Source organism: Chitinophaga pendula, from assembly GCF_020386615.1.
GTDB lineage: Bacteria > Bacteroidota > Bacteroidia > Chitinophagales > Chitinophagaceae > Chitinophaga > Chitinophaga pendula.
In genome coordinates this window covers 4060089-4078159 of sequence record NZ_CP077769.1, presented here as the reverse complement: position 1 = coordinate 4078159, position 18071 = coordinate 4060089, and the positions used below count along the sequence as shown (strand labels likewise).

Annotated in this window: 13 protein-coding genes; 7 read left to right on the top strand and 6 right to left on the bottom strand. The window is 44.1% G+C overall.

Going from position 1 to position 18071, the window contains the following annotated elements:
- Positions 1-58: 58 nt before the first annotated feature.
- Together KTO58_RS14165 and KTO58_RS14160 are read left to right on the top strand one after the other, a co-directional pair.
- Positions 59-2674 carry an ROK family protein gene (locus KTO58_RS14165; RefSeq protein WP_095838735.1) on the top strand — a complete coding sequence of 872 codons (2616 nt, stop codon included), beginning with the start codon at positions 59-61 and terminating at the stop codon, positions 2672-2674.
- Between the two features lie 17 nt (positions 2675-2691).
- Positions 2692-4053 (top strand): sugar porter family MFS transporter, encoded by a 1362-nt coding sequence (locus tag KTO58_RS14160; RefSeq protein ID WP_095838736.1) that lies wholly within the window; start codon positions 2692-2694, stop codon positions 4051-4053.
- Between the two features lie 7 nt (positions 4054-4060).
- On the opposite strand, the gene KTO58_RS14155 is transcribed toward KTO58_RS14160, so the two are convergent.
- From KTO58_RS14155 to KTO58_RS14145, 3 genes are read right to left on the bottom strand one after another with little or no spacing between them, the layout of a single operon-like run.
- Complete coding sequence (locus tag KTO58_RS14155; protein WP_095838737.1) at positions 4061-5653, bottom strand: MFS transporter; 1593 nt, start codon at positions 5651-5653, stop codon at positions 4061-4063.
- A 4-nt stretch (positions 5654-5657) separates the two neighbouring features.
- Positions 5658-6704 (bottom strand): HlyD family secretion protein, encoded by a 1047-nt coding sequence (locus KTO58_RS14150; protein WP_095838738.1) that lies wholly within the window; start codon positions 6702-6704, stop codon positions 5658-5660.
- A 10-nt stretch (positions 6705-6714) separates the two neighbouring features.
- The gene (locus KTO58_RS14145; protein WP_225859750.1) at positions 6715-8043 is read right to left on the bottom strand and encodes a TolC family protein; all 1329 of its coding nucleotides are present in this window, start codon (positions 8041-8043) and stop codon (positions 6715-6717) included.
- 198 nt (positions 8044-8241) lie between these two features.
- On the opposite strand from KTO58_RS14145, the gene KTO58_RS14140 reads away from it, so the two are divergent.
- Positions 8242-9030 carry an AraC family transcriptional regulator gene (locus KTO58_RS14140; RefSeq protein WP_095838740.1) on the top strand — a complete coding sequence of 263 codons (789 nt, stop codon included), beginning with the start codon at positions 8242-8244 and terminating at the stop codon, positions 9028-9030.
- A gap of 316 nt (positions 9031-9346) precedes the next feature.
- On the opposite strand, the gene KTO58_RS14135 is transcribed toward KTO58_RS14140, so the two are convergent.
- A complete protein-coding gene (locus KTO58_RS14135) occupies positions 9347-11755 on the bottom strand; it encodes a TonB-dependent receptor (protein ID WP_095838741.1) in 2409 nt (802 codons plus the stop codon).
- A gap of 424 nt (positions 11756-12179) precedes the next feature.
- On the opposite strand from KTO58_RS14135, the gene KTO58_RS14130 reads away from it, so the two are divergent.
- The 4 genes from KTO58_RS14130 to KTO58_RS14115 all read left to right on the top strand — a co-directional run bounded on the left by KTO58_RS14130 (position 12180) and on the right by KTO58_RS14115 (position 16202).
- Positions 12180-12935, top strand: coding sequence for a LytR/AlgR family response regulator transcription factor (locus tag KTO58_RS14130; RefSeq protein WP_095838742.1), 756 nt, complete (start codon positions 12180-12182; stop codon positions 12933-12935).
- 594 nt (positions 12936-13529) lie between these two features.
- Positions 13530-14252, top strand: a complete 723-nt coding sequence (locus KTO58_RS14125) for a hypothetical protein (protein ID WP_095838743.1) — start codon at positions 13530-13532, stop codon at positions 14250-14252.
- Positions 14253-14386: 134 nt separating this feature from the next.
- Positions 14387-15271, top strand: coding sequence for an NmrA family NAD(P)-binding protein (locus KTO58_RS14120; RefSeq protein ID WP_095838744.1), 885 nt, complete (start codon positions 14387-14389; stop codon positions 15269-15271).
- A 13-nt stretch (positions 15272-15284) separates the two neighbouring features.
- A complete protein-coding gene (locus tag KTO58_RS14115; RefSeq protein WP_095838745.1) occupies positions 15285-16202 on the top strand; it encodes a helix-turn-helix domain-containing protein in 918 nt (305 codons plus the stop codon).
- A 14-nt stretch (positions 16203-16216) separates the two neighbouring features.
- Here KTO58_RS14115 and KTO58_RS14110 read toward each other — a convergent pair whose 3' ends face one another.
- Both KTO58_RS14110 and KTO58_RS14105 read right to left on the bottom strand, forming a co-directional pair.
- Positions 16217-16564, bottom strand: a complete 348-nt coding sequence (locus KTO58_RS14110; protein WP_157752956.1) for a thioredoxin domain-containing protein — start codon at positions 16562-16564, stop codon at positions 16217-16219.
- Between the two features lie 136 nt (positions 16565-16700).
- Positions 16701-17999, bottom strand: a complete 1299-nt coding sequence (locus KTO58_RS14105) for a spondin domain-containing protein (protein WP_095838747.1) — start codon at positions 17997-17999, stop codon at positions 16701-16703.
- Between the last annotated feature and the right edge of the window lie 72 nt (positions 18000-18071).

Below are 18071 nucleotides of genomic sequence, written 5' to 3'. Positions count from 1 at the left end.
CTTATTCGTGAAAAAGTAATATGTTCGCACATATGAACAAAATAACTTTGTGGCAATAATGAGTAAATTTAGCATCGGAATGGACGTAGGCGGGAGCCATATCAGCGCAGCATTGACAGGCATCAATGGGCATACAGTGACAAGACCCGTCGATAGCTATGCAGATGCCACTACCATCTTATCCGCCATGAAATCCTGTATTGACGACCTAATAATACCGGAATACCCGGTGTACGGTGTAGGTATTGCCTTTCCTGGCCCATTTAATTACAAAAAAGGGGTAAGTACCATCAGCGGGGTAGGGAACAAATTTGAAAAATTTTTCGGACTGCACCTGAAAGCAGCATTACAGGAAGCTTTCAATAACCGCCTCTCCATAGACTTCGCCAACGATGCACACTGCTTCGCTATAGGCTGTCATGCAGCCATGGCCCTCGGCAACGAGCACTATATATTCCTGACACTGGGAACCGGATTCGGATCTGCATTCTATAGCAATGGACAGCTGCTACACTCACATCCGGATATACCCGCACAGGCGGCATTTTATTGCGAAACGTTTAAGGAAGGCATCGCGGATGATTATTTTTCTACCCGCTGGTTCCTGCAAGCATTTGAAGGGTTGACGGGAGAAAAAGTGACCTCCGTGAAAGAACTAGTAACGGCATATCCGCAAGAAGCCGCACAATTGTTTGATACATTCGCTCTCAACCTATGCATATTCCTGCAGCCATGGATACAACGATTCCGCTGTCATGCACTGGTGATCGGTGGCAGCATCGCAAAAGCACAATATCTGTTCGCTTCACAGCTGCAACAGGGGCTGAACACACAAATAATTTTTACACACGATACAGAACAGCTGATCATAAACGGCGCAGGCATGATACCAACAGAACAGACCACGCAACAAAAGGACTTTAGAAAATCAAATCAACCCTTGCTGCCGGTTTACCAGCCGGCTGTAACAGGCTATAATATATTCCCCTCCTTTCATACACACATGACCATCTATAGCGGATTCGATGCCTTAGCAGCACAGGTCGCTCGGGAGAAATGCCTGGTGATAGATGGATATGGTGGTGTTCTATGGGAACAGTTCCGCACACAACTCGGCGCTGCCATAAAACGGCTGGGCCTTACCGCCTATTGGTATGATGTCAGTGCCTGCCTCAAACCAGCTGCCAGCATAGAGGATATGCTGCAAACCACGTTGAATGGCAATGACCCTGTCTTTGGGAAGAAATTTACCGGTACGCTCCGGGATTTTTTTGATACGGCTAAACTGGAAATGTTACAGCCGGATAAAAAAGCAGACATCAATATCGTTTATGGTACAGGTGCTGCACTGAGTGGGTGGCAAGGACTGCTGATCTATCTTGATATACCCAAAAACGAAATACAATACCGCATGCGTGCCGGTAGTATCAACAACCTGGGTGCTACTGATACCCTTGAACCGGTACAGATGTATAAGCGATTTTACTTCGCCGACTGGCCCGTACTCAATACACACAAAGCATACCTGCTGCCCCGAATAGCCATCATCGTAGATGAGCAACGGGTACATGATATCACCTGGACTACGGGCACTTCTTTTCGCGAATCGCTGGATGCCATGTTGCATCGGCCTTTCCGGGCACGGCCCTGGTTCGAAACTGGTGTATGGGGAGGACAATGGATGAAACAACATCTCGCTGGTCTCGACCCTCATTCCCCCAATTATGCCTGGTCATTCGAACTGATCACTCCTGAAAACGGTATCGTGCTGGAACACAACGGCTTACTGATGGAAGCGTCATTCGATTTCCTGTTGTACCACGACCATAAAAAGATACTGGGCAAAGCCGCGGCCCGCTTCGGTCAAGATTTCCCCATTCGTTTCGACTTCCTCGACACCTTCGATGGAGGAAACCTTTCCATACAATGCCATCCTCGTACAGCATACATCCGCGAACATTTCGGGGAGACCTTCACACAAGACGAAACTTATTACATCCTCGACTGTGAACCAGGGGCAGAAGTGTATCTCGGATTCCAGGAAAATATCGATCCGCAGCAGTTCAAGCAAGCATTGGAAAATGCACAGGAGCATAATATTCCACTACCAGTAGCGCAATATATACAGGTGCATGAAGCACATAAACATGATCTTTTCCTTATTCCAAATGGTACCGTACATGCCTCCGGAAAGAATAACCTGGTATTGGAGATCAGCAGCACGCCATATATTTTTACCTTTAAAATGTATGACTGGCTAAGACCTGGACTCGATGGTAAGCCTCGTCCCATCAATATCGCACATGCCTTCAATAACCTGTATTTCGACCGGAGAGGAGAGAAAGTAAAACAGGAACTGATATCCACCCCTCAAATAGTGACTTCCTGGGAGCACGGGCGTAAAGTCGAGTTACCAACGCACCAGGTTCACTTTTATACGGTAGACCGTTATGAATTTACCGGCAACGTAGAGATCTCTACCAATGGCCACTGCCACATCTGTATGTTGGTAGAAGGTGATGAAATATCTGTATACACGCCGACATCCAATGAAATATTCCACTATGCAGAAACATTCGTCGTGCCTGCATCGGTGCCTACATACAACGTACACTACAAGGGGGCCGGAAAAGCCTTCCTGGTAGTCGCCTACGTGAAAGACGAATGCTGCTGATATGAAAAACTGAATATATGATACCATCTCCCCACAACACCCGGTACTTATTGTTACTAACGTTCACTGCTACATTGGGAGGTTTCCTTTTTGGCTTTGATACGGCTGTTATCTCCGGTGTGATTCCCTATGTAAGAGTATTGTACCACATGGATGCCTTACTTGAAGGTTCTTTCGTAGGATCAGCCCTGGCAGGTTGTATTCTTGGCGTATCTGTGAGTGGCTGGATGGGTAACCGTTTGGGGCGGCGGCCGGTGATGCTGCTGTCCGCGTTATTATTTGCGCTGTCAGCCATCGGCTGTACCTTCGCAGGTAATGCTTACAGCCTTATCTTTTTTCGGCTGATAGGAGGCATTGGTATCGGCGCCGCCTCCGTGATATCGCCGATGTATATATCAGAACTGGCGCCGTCTAACCTGCGCGGCAGGATGGTGACTTACTATCAGCTGGCCATCACAATCGGTATACTCGCAGCCTATTTTTCCAATGCGATAATACAACCATGGCGGGATAGCACGCACAATTTCTTATTTAGAGAGGAGATATGGAGATATATGTTTGCTGTTAGTGCAATACCGGCAATACTTTTCATCGTGATGAGTGGAATGATCCCTGAAAGCCCTCGCTGGCTGGCGATGCGTGGAAAATATGCCGCAGCGCAGGCCATTACCGAAAAGATCTCGGGGCCAGAAGCTGCCGTTCGCGAGATGGCTATGATCCGCAGCGCCCTTTCGGTAACACAGGTAAAACTGAAAGATATGTTCAAGAGCCATTATCGGCAGGCATTGCTTATCGGCATATTGTTGGCCGCCCTATCACAGTTCAGCGGTATCAATGCCGTGATCTACTACGGCCCTTCATTACTGGAACAGGCGGGCTTTGGTTGGGGGCAGGCACTGGGCGGACAGGTAACCATTGGCATCGTGAATATGCTCTTCACCTTGGTGGCAACCTATAGTATCGATCGCTATGGCCGCAGACCTTTATTGCTCTGGGGAATAGGCGGCGCTGTGCTCTCACTAATGGCTACGGCCTGGTTGTTCAGTACCCACCTCACCAGCGGCTGGCTATTACTCTTGCCCATCATGCTGTTCATCGCCTGCTTCGCATTTTCATTTGGCCCCGTTACCTGGGTGATCATCAATGAAATATTCCCGGTAACAGTACGTAGCAGTGCCATCGCCCTGGCTACCATGAGCCTCTGGATCGCTAACTGGATCGTAGGACAATTCTTCCCGCTATTGCTCCTACATGCCGGCCCCGCACTTACCTTCCTGATATTTGCCGTATGCAGTGCCTCTGCCTTCTGGCTGACATGGAAAAAAATACCTGAAACCAAAGGAATGTCACTCGAAGAAATCAATGGAGTAGTATCATAAGACTAACTTACACGGGTGTACTACCCCTTCGAAAGCTGAGCACCACATTCGTCATACACGGTAATAAGAACAGTAAGAAGATCAGAATAACACACGCGATCAACATGTAATCAAAATAGTCCCTTACTGACCTGGCAAAGATTTGTTGGGCCAGTAGCTTGTTAAGATGAGCAGATGCCCCGGCACTTTCATGTAAAGCATCATTACCTGCATAGGCATAGGCTTTCTCAAGACCATTTACAGTACGGGATAACTGCGGGTTGATCACCGTTACAAACTCCCGGACCTTTTCCCTCACAGCAGACTTAGTGTACAGCTGCAGATAATTGTTGATGGATATACTCGCGCAGAACCCGATGAATCTTGAAAAGATGCCGAGCAAAGATGCGTTGAAAGCCATCGCTGGTGGTACAGAAGATAACGTAAATACCACTAGCGGAACAAACAAAATGCCTGTACTGATGCCATAGGCGAATAATGGGAATATAAAAGAAGTCGTTTCTCCGGTAGTAGAGATAGTACGCAGCATGTATAAATAAAAGAGAGCCAGTAAGAAAAAGCCCGATAGAATAAGATGAAGTAATGATTTTCCTTCCAGGATGAACCTGGAAGTAATGAACATACCCACACCTATACCCAGGATGTTCGCCCCCCAAATAGGGATAAAATGCAGGGGGGCAACGCCTAGTACATTCTCAAGATATTGGTAAAGAATCCCGGTCGTACCCTTTAAAATATAGAAAGTGGCCAATAATAACAGTCCAATTGTAAAGTGTTTGATGGTGAATAGTCGTAGATTGATAAGAGGACGCTTTAGCCGCATTTCTCGCAGGACAAATGTCACTAATAATAACGAACCGGCAATGCAACCGCAGCTGATCAATGGGTGCCCAAACCAATTGAGCTTTTGACCATACACCAGCACAAATCCTATATCCAGGCAAAGCAAAGTATATAGGACATAACCGATCCAGTCAACCTGATAGAGTGGAAGTCGCTTATGAAACCGCGCTTTGGCATTCATCGTCACTAATACCAATAATACTACCGGCAGCATAACCACATTTAGGCCATAAAAAAGCCAATTGAAATCTACAATATCCACTACGAGCGTGCAATAAATGGCACATAACGGGATGGACATTTGCAGACCAAAGTAAAATATCGTATAACCGATCACCCTTGAACGGCTCGGATGCAACCGCGGAAATATCAAATGCAGGACTATACTGCACAATAATGCGCAAGCAACGCCTTGTAGAAACCGGCATATCATAAACAAATCCCAGTTCTTAGTATAAAAACAAACCAGGTAAGTCGCTGCATTGGCTATCAGGCCTGCTAACAGGTATTTCCGAGCTGTGATATACTTAATGATCCGGAAGTCCAGCGCCAGAAAGGCGACAGCTGCGGCATACATAAGTACAATAGAATATTGGACGTCTGTAGGCTCAATTCCATAGTAACCCATTGCAGATGCAGCATTGCTGGAATATAATGCAAAGCTGAACAGAGAGGTCAGCAAAATAGCAAATATAGTGATCGCAGCCAGCCAGTGGGGAACCCAGTCTTTGAATAGGGGGATTTTATTTGCAGACATATGATCAATTTTTTTCGATGGATACATTGGCATTCATACCCGCCGACAGCTTTGATAACCTGTCCCCCGATTCCGTGAGTTTGATCCTTACCGGTATTCGCTGGATCACCTTCACAAAATTGCCGGTAGCATTATCAGGTGGTAAAAGAGAATACCTGGAACCGGTAGTTGGCGAAAAAGATTCGATCACACCGGAAAAATGCTCACCTGGAAAAGCATCCAATACTATTTTCGCTTGCTGCCCCACCTGGAATTTGGCAATTTGCGTTTCCTTGAAATTGGCCACGATCCATTTTGCTTCCTTTTCGTTGGTGAGAAAGACCAACGTTTGACCTGCCTGAACAAGCTGCCCTTCCTGGATAGTCTTTCTACCGACTTCTCCATCGAAGGGAGCACTGATCACCGTATAGGCAATATCCAGTTGCTGCCGCTGGAATAGGGCCTCCTTGATTTTAATGTCGGCGGCTATAGCAGCCTTCTCCGCATACAGGTCGTCTAATTTTGAAACCGCCACTTTAAGCGCCGCAGTGGCTTCCTGGTAGTCTGATTGGTTGACCAGCAACGCCGCCTGTACATGCTCGAACTTTTGCCGGGTAGTAGCTTCCTCTTTTAGTAAGTTTTGATAGCGCTCGTAATCCAACTCCTGATGATGTAATTTAGCCTGTACACCTGATAGGTGTGCATGGATGACCTCTATATTCCTTTTTTGCGTTTCCTCATTGGCTTGCAAAACACCGAGCTTGGCACGTACACTGAGCAACTCCGCCGCCGCCGCGTCTGCTTTCAGCTGAAACTCATCTGTTGCTATGAGTACAAGCGTATCCCCGCGGTGCACCCTTTGATTATCCTGGAAGTATATCTTTTTGATATAACCTCCCACCTTTACGTTAACAGGTGAAAGATAGGCATCCACCTGTGCATCGTTGGTCTGCTCATAACGGAATATATCTATAGCATAAAATACGCTCCATACAATGAGGCCCAGCACAAACACCATTCCTACCCACTGGGTCGAGATAACTACAATACGGTCAAATCTGTTTTTGTTCATGTCATGTTGTTTAAAGTATCCCTGTTTTTACTAAGAGCCCGATGTAATCTAATCTCACATCCACCTCAGCAGCAACTAGGTTGAAATTGGCTTCCAGCAGTGCGCTTTCTGCATCCAACAGGTCCGTCAGCAATGATTCCTGGTTTAAATAACTGCTGCGGATCACCCGCACACTTTCTGTATGCTGTTTGATCTGTGCTGTTGCTGTTTTTACGCTTTCCAAGGCCTGTTCGTAACGTAGATAGGCCTCCCGGATGTCCATGGTGATCTCATCCCTCTTTATACGCACCTTCTCCGCCTCCTGCCGGTTTATGAGCATCGCCTTTGCAGATAAATGCCTGTTCTTGTAGAAACTATCAAGGGAAAGGGCCACCTTTATCCCGGCCTGGGTAAAGCCCCAGGGATCATTGGAATAAGGATAGAAACTGGTTTGCGGATACGTAAGCAAATAGTTGGAAAAGAACGAAACCCTGGGCAGCAATTCAGCTTTGATCTGTTGGATATTCAGCTCACTGATCTTTAAATTATCCATCGAAAGCTTATAATCCGGAGACCGATTAAGGGCAATGGCTACATAGTCGCCATAATCCGCATAAAGTAGGGGCGCTGCCGATTCCAGAATTTCCGGGGGCGTGATAGTGAGCAGCTCCTCGTCTCCACGCCCCATGAGCATATTCAGGCGCTGCCGGGCCACCATAATACTCTTTTCGACGTCGGATAAGGTCAACTCCAGCTGAGATATCTTTACCTCACTTCTTAGTACATCGCTTTTTAACACGATGCCATTGCGATAAAAGCTCTCAATCGTTGCCAGCTGTTTTTTTTCAGTGGCAATCTCATTGGATAAAAAGGACCGGAATTGCAAGAACTTATACAGATTGTAATATGCCGTCGCAACAGTATAACGGAGATTGTTTCGTCTTAATGCATTTTCGTTTTCCTGGCGCAATGCTTCCTTTTTTTTAATCTCGATATAGCGCCTGTCTTTCCCCCCATTGTAAAGATTGAAATCCAGGTTGTAGCCAAATCGGTATCCTAACCTGGAAATAGGTATGATATCCGGCTTTGACAGTAACCCTTTTGTATAGATCGGCATATTTGTCCGTATAGCCAGGTCTCCAGCTACAGCAAGCTGAGGAAGGAGCTTATCCCTGGATATCCTCACATCCATGGCACTTTCCGCTTTCTCCAGGTCGGCAAGCTTCAATTGTCTGTTGGCAGTATCAGTGATCAGCCAGATCTTTTCCAATGTCATCGGCTCGTCTGCAACCCGTTGCGCATGAAGGATTGCTGGCAAAGAGAAAAAGGAGAGGGGAATTAAGTATTTATATAGTTGCATATTTTAAGTACTATAGAATTCATTGGTGATACAATTAAAATGATTAAACCAGCTGAGCAACTGGTTTAATCATTTTCTTCCTAACTATTGTATCATTCATTCTTCTGTCGTTTTTGTATGAATCAGTAACACAAAACTATTTGCGTTTTGAAGCATTGGTTTTATATAAATAGCCTAATATTTGCTAATTTTGGCCAAATGAATAATGTCGATACGCTGATAAGAATAGTGGATGAGCATCCCACGTCGATCGTTGTGATGCGACAACAAACGGAGCAACGGCTACCGTCCCATCAGCATGATAAAGGACAGCTTTTATTGGTGTTTGGAGGAATTGCTTATTTACAGACTGCAGAGCGGGATTTTTATATTCCTTCCAGCCACTACATTTGGATACCGGGGCAATATGCACACAACTTGGTATTTAATACCCAAGACTTATTTATTATCAATATCTATTTCCCCAATGAAACAAAAAAGGCTCATGCTTTTTATGATGAGCTGGGTATTTATTCTGTTAGTCGCTTACTGTCAGAAATGTTGGCCTTCTGCGAAAGCTGGCAGGGCAATTTTTTCGCTAACTCCTGGGAATATGAGTTCCTGATCACCCTCAAACACCTGCTGCCAAAAGAAAACCTGGAAAGATTTTCCATTCAGTTACCCACAACGGACGATCAGCGGCTGAACCAAATTACGGACTATTTAAGGGGCGCATTAGGAGACCCTGTTACACTGGAAAATACGGCCAGTAGATTTGGCTTCAGCGTACGTAGCTTGACGAGGCTTTTTCAAAGCAGGTTAAATACTTCCTTTACACAGTACCTGAAAATGTTACGTATCATTCGCGCCATGGAATTACTAAAGGATACGGAACTCAGCATTAGTGAGATTGCTTACGAGGTAGGATATTCCGGTATTTCTTTGTTCAGTAATAACTTTATACAACTTACAAATATGCGTCCTTCAGCTTTCAGGGCGATGCTTTAAGTATGGTAAGACGGTATAGCCGTCAGCTTATCATCATGCGTTAAACAATAGTCCGGAAGGTGAGGGCGCTATCTTTTCTTTCATGTTACCTTATTGCCATCCGTTGGGATACAACAGTCATCTTACACCTCAGCCCCCGTACAATTATCGGCTTATAGGCAGTAACTCTCACAAAAACAAAAATAATAGACAGTCTTTTTATTTATAATGTATGAATTTTTTCTATAGGAATAACCGGAATATATTAACGCAAAAAAGAAGAAGGCGCTAGCCTTCTTCTTTTTTTTTCTGGTATTGGTGTTAGTGGAATGCAGGTCTAGAATTTATAACTGTAACCCAACCGTATTACCTGCGTTTCGTAATAATCATCACTCGTATATCTGAACCCTGTACCTTGGATTGCTCTCTTTATAATCATAGTGTTGAATAGATCTGTTGCATTAACAAAGACTTCACCTTTACCTTTCTGAATAGCCTTCTTCACACCAAGATCTACTGAAAACCTGGTTAATATCTTTCCCTGTGGGAGAATGTCCGGCGCTAAATACACAGCTGTTAGTTGTGCGTCCAGGCCATTTGAAAAGTGAAAGGTATTATTCAGCTTCACATTCCCCGAGATAGCATGCTGTTGGTCCGCAGAAAAAGTATTAGGTGTTGGATACAGATTGTGTACAGTAAATGCGTTGATCTGGTTCCGGTAAAGATTTCCATTCAGGTTGAAGGAATATATCGGAGAGATCTTCTGATTCCAGACTGCTTCCAGCCCTGTATTGTAGCTTTTTCCGGCATTCTGGAATATAGCATATACGAGCGTACTGCCGGGAACGATGCTTGATATGCGGGTGATCGTACCGTCCGAAAAGCGATGGTATAACGCGGAATAAAAATAGCCGGTATGCCAGCTGGTTTTATAGGCTAGCTCCAATGAATTAGTAAATTGCGGACGCAAGGCCGGGTTACCCACTTTTATTATTTCTGCGTCATCGTATTTAGGGAAAATGCGGATATCAACCTCATTAGGACGGTCAACCCGGCGGTTATAGAAAAGGGATATCTTATTGTTATCATCGAATTTATAGGCAAGTCGCAGATTGGGAAATGGCTGGGTATAATTATAACCGTCGCTTTTGTAGGTCTTGTGGTTGGGATTTACATCATATTGTATCCTCACATACTCTATGCGTAAGCCTACTTCAGCCTCCCATTTGGCATTCTCGAAAACATAGTTCCCATATACCGCGGGAATCAGCTCTTTATAAGTAGCCCATCCACCGGCAGTTGTATCTAGTACAGAATTAGTGCCGGGCCTGAAATCCATGTTCGTAGGAATAGATCGGTTCCGGAGTTTAATCCCTGTTTCAATACGTCCATACTTCAAAGGTTTCACATAATCAATGTTCAGATCGTACACCTGTTCATCAGATAACAGCTTAAACGCGTCTGTACCCTTGGAAGATATTAAGAAGTTGTCATAGAAATACTTTTCATCCTCGCGGTGAAAGGTATAGTTTAAACCTACATTCAATAGGTGACCTGCCTCCTTGAACTTATGCTGGTAGGCAGCAGTGGCCATCGCTGTGGTCTTCAGTTCGTCCTCAAGAAACTGCCAGAGGCGACGACGCTGAGACAGGTCTCCATTGAAAAATGGCTGATCGCCGTGGTCGATGATCTTTTCACTACCATACAATCCCGAAACAGTAAGCGTATTGCTATTATCAATTGTCCAGTCTACCCCGGCCTTTGTTGTGAGGAAGTTTGTGTTCCTGTTCCTTTTCAACTGAGAACGGATCACAGTGCCGTCGTCGTACGTCCGCGTTACAAATTCATTCTTGTTTAACGTCTTGGTATACAAATTATCCGCCTGTAAAAATAGGTTGACCTTATTTTTACGATAATTTATTGCAATTGAAGGATTGATCTTCGGTGTGAACTTATATTGAGGCCGTATGGTCGGAAGGTTATCCTGCCTTACCCAAAGTGAGCCAAGTCCTGCAGAAAACCCTACTTTACCGTTCCAGCCGCTTTGTTTGTTTTTCTTCATGATAATATTGATAATACCTGCATTGCCGTTGGCATCATATTTCGAAGAAGGGTTATTGATGACTTCGATCTTGTCAATCGCTGAGGCAGGGATATTATCCAACCCATACTGGCTACCAAAACCAGTCAGCGCCGTCTGTTTCCCGTCAATCAAAACGGTTACTTTATCATTTCCGCGTAACTGTACTTTCCCATCCTGTACAGAAATGCCGGGAAGATTTTGCATGGTCTGTAACACCGACCCCCCACTTTGACTAATATTGTCTGCGACAGCATAGGTCTTTTTATCAAGTTTGTTACTGAGTTCAGGAGCCTCGGCGGTAACGGATACGGTTTTTAGCGTGGTAGAAGCTTCCGTCAATTCGATAGGGGGAATGTCCAGGAAGGCAGACAGGCTGCCAATAAATAACGGTTGAAGGATACTTTCATATCCTATATAGGAAATAACCAGGTTATAGCTGCCCGGATTAATATTGGCAATGGTGAAGCGGCCTTCCTCATTGGTAATGGTTCCAGCAACAAATGATGAATCCTTAACATGTTTTATGATCACATTTACATATGGCATCGCGGATTTATCAGACCGGCCTTTCACAATACCCGAAATCGTTACACTGGTAACCTGCGCAATTGCCGAAAATCCAAAGAGCATTGGAATAATAAACAGAAGTAACCGAGCTTTCATTATAAATAACCTTTTACGTTCGAAGATTTGTTAAACCTGCCAGGAATACAGGTAGCCGATCCGTACCCGTATCCCAGATTTGGTTAGTATACGGTAGCAAAGGTGCAACCCGATTTAGAAGAAATCCTGAACCCGTAAAATCTGTCATGTCAGATCTCCCAGATCGGGATTGGTTATTCAAAACCGGACAACCCAGTATTCAAACGTTTGCTCCGTTTTATCTCTCCCTTTGTCTCCTGTCCGGATCGGGCGAAATTGAATATATCCGCTTTCGCTTCAGTAGGTAATTTTGCCGTTTCAGCCCTCAATAAATAGGATTGATACTAAAAGTCCGTTGCTCAAATAAATAAGATGCCAACTTTGGAGCAGGACGCGTAACAATACTGCTTATTTATTGGCAGTTCCACAATTCCACTGATCAAATATGATTGAAACACTACTGATTATTGAAAACGAAAGGCTCAATGCGGATAGGTTAGTTCGGCTGATTAATATATTACGTCCGGAGATTGAAATCGTCGGAGTGATTGAAAGTATAGAAGGTAGTATGGAATGGTTTAGCAAAAATCTTCCGCCTGATGTCATACTAATGGATGTACAACTATCTGATGGTTCAACATTTGAGTTACTTGATAGGGTCAAGGTGTCATCCCAAGTAATATTTATTACGGCTTTTGATAGGCATGCCATAAAAGCATTTAAATATAACAGTGTAGACTACTTATTAAAGCCTATCGATCAAAGGGAACTACAGGTAGCGTTAAATAAGGTAGATAACATACTGGAAGAGCCGGCCAGACTGTCACATGAAATGCTGATGCACTACCTCCGGCCTAAAGACTACCGTACCCGGTTTTTATTGCCATATAAGAATGGCTATAAAACAATTTTGATAGAGCATATCATCTGTTTCTGCTCCGAACTGAAAATAACTTACGCAAAACAGTGGGATGGTTCCGTTGAAACGATACCACAGACGCTCGAAGAATTAGAACGACAATTAAATCCCAGGTTTTTCTTCCGGGCAAATCGCCAATATATTGTTCATATTGATGCCATCAGCCATGTAAGTAATGATGTGAACGGGAAATTAAAGATCTATCTGAAAGGTGGAACGGGAACAGATATTATTGTTAGTCGTGATAAATCCGCTCAATTTAAAGATTGGTTAGATTACTAAACAAAAAAGGACAAAATATCCTTTCCAATTAGCGGCTGGCGAACAAGTCAGCCGATTATAAAAATGCCTGATAGTCTTACCGGGCATTCATTTTTTAAATAGCTGTCTCCGGAATATTTCATCGTATTTAATATCAAATACAATTGGGTGATACAGATTGCTGTTTCGGCATTTGATTTTTCCGGTTTGTGCAGATAGGTGAAAAGCGCAAGGAAAACAGTGAATAATACTCCCTGTTTTGGCTAAATTCAGTTTTGGACCTGACTATCTGAATGCTGGTCCGTCAATAGGCCTTTTAGTAGGACAGCGCAATAAACTAAAGGCAGCTTATGGTGGTCTGCGAAAAATAGATATTGAGGTACAAATGGTACTCGGATTGGTAGTTCCTTATAGTTCCGGTAATGAAACGAGCTCATTTGATTAAATACCAATCCCTTTTTGTCAAGGGACCGTATATAAATGTATCGCGTGGAGACAATACAATATCCATGGAATTCCAACGTATTGCTACCATAACAACATTGAGCAGTGGAATGCGATCACTACAGGGGCGTTATCTTTTTACTTTTATCTTAATTGCTTAACCTCAATACCATGAAAAAAATTACCGGTTCTTTCATCCTGCTGTTCCTACCCTCAGCGTGCTTGCTGGCGCAGTCTAATATTGATACCACACATCACGTCACTACCACAAAAATTTCGCTGGATCTCGACGGAGCCAGAACAGCCTATCATCCGAATAATGAAGGCTGCGATTATAATGAAAATGGAGGGATTAATAAGGAGGAAGCGACACAGAATAGATTTAGTAAGAAACGTGGTTACGGTATTGCAAAAAAGCGCTCAGAAGATGGTAAATATTACATTGGCTTTATCCAGCCCAGCGGACATTTCGTTTCCCAGACAACTGTCTACAATAGGCATAAAGCAGAAAGTGATCCGGATCGATATGCAGATGCGGAGATGATACCATACATCGCACTTACACCTAACTGGCAAAAAAGAGGCATAAAGAATTGCGATATTGCTTATGTGAAAAACCTGGATAATAGCAGGGAAAGTGCAGCGATATTTGCTGATTTTAGTAAAAATACAGATGAGAGTAAGTCGGAGATATCCTTGGCGTTGGCAAATACCTTAGATATCGCCGTAAGTAAAAAAAATGTGTCATCGTATGATGGGAAAAAGAAGGTGAAGAAATATACTGGTATTGCCAATAACACACTCAAGATCTATTATTTCGTGCATAGCGGTGATGGCAACGGTAAAACACCTGAAGAGATCCGTTCAATAGCTAGGAGGCTAATGGGTAAATAAGGATGATACATTGAATCCCTTCTCCGTCCCCTCTCGCCCAACCTTGAATCTTAATTTTGGCTACACCAAAAGCGGATTTGCCTAAATAAGGGCAACTACTATTATTGAATTTTGTATCATCAAAATTTAAGAAAATGAATATAGTAGTTACAGGGTCCTTGGGCAACATAGGACAACCACTCACAGAAACGCTTATTAAGGACGGCCATAGTGTCAAAGTAATAAGTAGCCATCTCGAAAGAAAAGAAAGTATTGAGCGATTAGGGGCAACAGCCGCAATAGGTAATTTGGCTGATGTTGATTTTTTAGCCAACGCGTTCAAGGGAGCTGACAGCGCATTCTGTATGATCCCACCCGACTATACAAATCCAGATCAGCTTGGTTATTACGAAACCATAGCCAGGTCGTATGAACAGGCTGTCAAAGCCTCCGCGATCGGTCGGGTAGTATTTCTTAGTAGCTATGGCGCTGATCTGCCAGCAGGCACGGGATTTATTACCGGTTCTTATAAGTCAGAACAAATACTCAATAGTATTACTAATATAGCCCTGACACATATCCGTCCCTCCTTTTTCTATTATAACCTGCTGGCATTTATAGGCATGATAAGATCGGCAGGCTTCATAGGCAGTGTATATGGTGGAGAAGACAGGTTAACCATGGTTGCTCCAAAGGACATCGCTGTGGCCGTTGCCGAAGAGCTGACTAAAACCGATAACATCAAACACATTCGATATGTAGCCAGTGATGATCGTACTTGCAGAGAAATCGCGGCTGTATTGGGAGAGGCCATTGGGATACCAGGCCTGAAATGGCTGGTGCTACCTAAAGAGGAAGTATTGAGAGCATTGAAAAACAATGGAATGCCGGAAGAGTTCGCCAATAAATATGTAGAATTAGGCGAAGCTATTCATACCGGAAAGCTAAGAGCGGACTATGACAAACATACCCCGGCATTGGGAACGGTAACTCTGGAAGCGTACGCCGTCGAATTTGCTAAAGTGTTTGCTGATAAATAATTAATTTCAATAAATGAAGCATCAGACGCCAAGACGGATAAACAGCATCAGCGATTTTCACAAATTCAGGAACTTGCCGATGCCTGAACATCCCTTAATTAGTGTGGTGGATTATGCCTTGATCAAACCTGGCACCGAAGATGAGTCCCAGGGGTTTATATTTGATTTTTATTCGATTTCACTAAAGAGGACGACCAATGCGAAATTGATTTATGGTCAGCAGGAATACGATTTCGACTCGGGCGTCCTTTTCTTTTTGGCGCCTAACCAGGCGTTCAATGTTAAACATAGCAGAAAAACAACACCAGCACACACAGGATGGCTATTGTTGATTCATCCGGATTTTCTATGGAATACATCGCTGTCTGCCGGCATAAAGAAGTACGAATTTTTCGATTACGCGGTTAATGAAGCGCTATTCCTTTCTGAAAGAGAAGAGATATTGATCAATAATATCATCGAAAATATCGAGCAGGAATACCGGTCACACATAGACAAATTCAGCCAGAACATTATTATTGCACAGATAGAAACTTTGCTGAACTACTCGGAGCGGTTTTACCAAAGGCAATTTGTCACGCGTAAGATTACCAACCACCAGGTATTGCAACGGTTGGAAGAAATACTCGATACCCACTTTGCAGATACCGACAACGGCCTGCCAACCGTCCGGCATATCGCCCGGGAATTAAATGTCTCCCCCGGCTACCTGGGGGCCTTGTTGAAATCCCTGACGGGAATGAACACGCAGCAGCACATTCATGAAAAACTGATTGCCAGGGCTAAAGAAGAATTGTGTACTACCCATCTGTCAGTCAGCGAGATCGCTTATAAACTGGGGTTCGAACATCTACAATCCTTCAGCAAATTATTCAAGAACAAAACAGGTGTCACCCCGCAGGAATTTCGACAGTCATTTAAAAATAATTAAGGGTGATGGGCTGCTTAGTGAGCAGATACCAGTTCTTCATACAGCGCACCCGCTGCCGCTAGTAACAAGGAAGCACTGATACGCTGCTTAAAATCAGGATTTATGTATTCAAACCGGATCACACCTTTTTTATCCAGGATAAATACGGCAGGTACCGGAAGCAGGAGGTCATTATTTTTTCCACTACTGCTTTTCGGAAGTATTGTTGCATATTGCCCGGATGCCCGATAGGCAATCCCTAATTGTTTAGATACAGCGAGATCGGCATCTGAAAGTAGGACGTAGCCCAGCTTTTCTAGCGGGCTGATATCCTCCGGCATCGCCGGAGAATAATAGGTAGATAACGATTTTGTCTGGGCCATCGCACTGAATTGCATACACAATTAGACCAGTAAAAAGAGAATAAAACGAGTGTCAAATGAACGATGGGAAACTGTTTGCGGCATATCCTGAATACTTGACGGTAGAATAAATGAGTACACGGTTGGTTTTTGGTTTTTACTGCAATGTTACCTTGATGATATTGGCAACTGTAGGTAATGTGTTGAATGCATTGGGATTGGGAACCGTCTGGATGGGTTTACTTTCTGTCAGTGGTGTGCCGGCTAAGTTGGCCTGCGTAACTCCCGCACCGGGGTATTGATCCACAGCGGTACCGTTATCAAATAAACCTATCGATCCGGTCACGTCCCCTTTTTGGTTACCCGCAATATCATTTCCAGTAGTAGCGAAGAACCAGTCGTTGGAAAAGCCGTACATTGTAGCGATGGCAATCTTATCGCCTGGCTGTAGCGATAACAGCTGAGAGACCTTACCGCCCGCAGCATTATTTATAGCTGGAAGTAACACGGTATTGGTAGGATCTTTCAGTACATAAACACTTTTTACACCGGGCTTACTTTTAAGAGCAGCTGCCAGTATATCCGCATTCCCTTTCTGAGCCAGATCTTTTAATCCTTCTCCACGATCTTTTTCACCTGTCTTGTAGAAGGGGTTTTCAGTGCCATTATATACCACTACCAGTACAGGAGATAATGGGGTGAAAATGCCGGTATTTTGAGTGAGATAGCTACCAAGCATGGTCACGTCGCCCATTTCAGCAATGTTGGTAAGACCATTAGCTGTGGGTTTGCCGGCCGAATAGATTGGTTCAGGCAACAACAGTTTATTGCCCGCGACATATGAAATGGCCCATACGCCCGGACTGAAAGGAGTTGCATTAGCAGTGCCTCCCGAAGTGTTTTTTATGGTGATCGTAAATTTGGAATCACCGTCATAAGCTAACGATACATTCATCAGTTGAGAAGCAGCTACATAGCTGTTTCCATAATCATCCATTCCATTCACCTCCTTAATACTTTTCTGAGTAGCTTCCGCCGTGCCTGGATGCATTACATTGGCTCCCGGTACCTGGTTCACCCGCGTTCCGTTATCCCAGAGTTTTATCTGCGCAGATACATCACCTGTTATTGGACTGCCATCATCGTTATATAATTTAATACCGGGATTAGCGGGTGCAAAGAACAGATCATTACTCCAGCCATACATAGATGCAAACGTGAGACGCTGGTTCTTGGCAGCATAAAAGGAAAATGACACCTGCTGCCCGGGAAGTATTACCGGCGCAGTACCGGTGCCTTTGAATGTGCCGGATTCAACCAATGGTTTACTGGCAAGGACATTTTCGATCGTAATAGTGTTGGACTGCACAGGAGGCATATCATCTCCCTTACTGCAGGATGCCAGAAAACTGGCAATCGACAAAATTGTAACTGACTTCAGGATATTCTTTTGCATGGTGTTTCCTTTTTGAATACAAAAGAACGAGGTCGATATTACAAAGGCATAACAGAGTTATAACAAAAGTAT